The following is a 1,913-nucleotide window of genomic DNA, read 5'->3' on the forward strand; positions in this document are numbered from 1 at the left end:
GTCGAGTAAACCCGGGCATCTCAGCCCGAGATTCTCACAGAACCGTACGTGACAGTCTCCCGTCATACGGCTCTTATTACTCTTCCGTTAATACTTGGTTTCGCTCCGATCGCCCAGTGAGCAAACAACTTCGGGCTTGTCCGGCTGATGTTGCCCAGCCAATTCATCGCCTTTTCATCACTGATTCGGAGTCGCTTGTACTTCCGTCTTGCCCATTTGGCAATCTTTACATTTAAATTGTGCATAAAATTTATCAATTTTGTTTTGTAAAATTTTCCATAGTAGTTGATCCATCCTTGGATAACAGGTTTGATGCTCTGCGCAAGATAGGTAAGTGTACAACTGCTGGTTCTCAACACCTTCCAGCCCTTCATCTTCTCATTCATCGTTTTCATCGCTTTCTTGCTTACCGCAGGTAAAAAGTTGGTAAACCATACTCCCCTTATTCTATTCTTCGCCATTCTTGGTTTGAACGTATAGCCCAGAAAGTCAAACGATATATGTTCCGATTTACCACTCCTGTTGCTGTCTTTACAATACACGATCTTCGTCTTGAGTGGATGAAGTTCAAGGCCGCAGGTTTGAAGCCTTCCCTCCAGTCGTGCTCTTACTTCTCTTGCTTGTCTTTCACTACTACAGTGGATGATCGCATCGTCCGCATACCGCTCGAACTTACATTCGGGGTAGTGCTTCTCCAGCCACATATCCATGCCGTAATGTAGGTAGAGGTTGGCCAATATCGGTCCTATAACCGAGCCTTGCGGAACGCCTTTCTTACGTTCTACTAGCGTGCCATCCTCCTTCTCCAGTGGTGCTACCAGCCATCTCTCAATGTATAGTAGCATCCACTTTACCTTACAGTGCTTACGCACCGCCTTCATCAACAATTCATGCGGAATATTGTCAAAGAACCCTTTGATATCCAGGTCTATCACCCAATCTTGTTTCCAGCAGCGTCTGCGCGCTTGCGCTATAGCGTCTGCTGCCGATTTCTTTGGACGATAGCCGTACGAATCCTCGTGATATATCGATTCTAATTCCGATTCCAAGTAGATTTTTACTACTGTTTGGGCAATTCGGTCTGATACCGTTGGAATACACAGTGGACGAATTCCTCCATCCTTCTTCTTGATCTCCTTCAGCTTAACTGCCGGAGGTATATAGCTCCCTGAACTCATTTGGTTCCATAGTTTGTAGAGGTTATTCTGGCAGTCTTTGCTGTATTCCCCAAGACTTACTCCATCTACACCCCCACTCCCTTTGTTGGAGCGTACCCGTTTGAAGGCGTTCCACAATAAGTATCTCGATATCTCGAACGGTTTTGCTTTCATCACTTCCGTACCTCCTGTATTACCCTGTTAGCAATCAGTTTCCTTCGTGATATAGAAAGCCCAGTAATACTTCCCCTTCGCTCCACTCCCATTACAGAAGTTTCCTCACTACTACGGAAAGTTCCGCCCCCGTGACACGCTTCGATACTTTCCCTCTCGTAGTGTCTTTTACTTGAGGTTTTCTCTTTGCATCGTGACGACAGGTTCTCACGTTCCACACAATCGCCTGTAATAAGATCACGCTGCCTATACGCCGGATGCCATAGCGACAGTAAACAGGTAGCTTCGCTACTCTTCCTAAAAATGCTACTGGATTTTAGTTTTGACATCATTTAACCCTTTCGACGCCTCTGCGGCAGTTTACAATTTAATTCCTATTCGTCTTCTTTATTACTTACCTGACTCTTCTAAAGAGCCTTTTCCCCCAACGCTCACTACCAGGACATTTAACCCAAGCAGCTTGGAGGCGGTTTGGAGCCTGCACCTGCATGCCGACTCCGAGGGGCCTACCCTCATCAATTGTGCAGCCACAATGCTGCTTATCAACTATTCATAATCTGCATCGTTTCGTGACACTCAATA

General features: G+C 46.0%; 2 protein-coding genes. Both read right to left on the minus strand.

Annotated elements, in window-relative coordinates; genetic code table 11:
- Positions 1 to 62: 62 nt before the first annotated feature.
- Entirely contained in the window at positions 63 to 1,331 is a 1,269-nt protein-coding gene (ltrA, locus tag LVD47_RS23235; RefSeq protein ID WP_236981104.1) for a group II intron reverse transcriptase/maturase, read from the minus strand.
- Positions 1,331 to 1,663, minus strand: a complete 333-nt coding sequence (locus LVD47_RS23240; RefSeq protein WP_236981106.1) for a hypothetical protein — start codon at positions 1,661 to 1,663, stop codon at positions 1,331 to 1,333. The genes ltrA and LVD47_RS23240 overlap by 1 nt, the downstream gene beginning before the upstream one ends.
- Positions 1,664 to 1,913: the final 250 nt, after the last annotated feature.

This window comes from Membranihabitans maritimus (assembly GCF_021729145.1).
GTDB lineage: Bacteria > Bacteroidota > Bacteroidia > Chitinophagales > Saprospiraceae > Membranihabitans > Membranihabitans maritimus.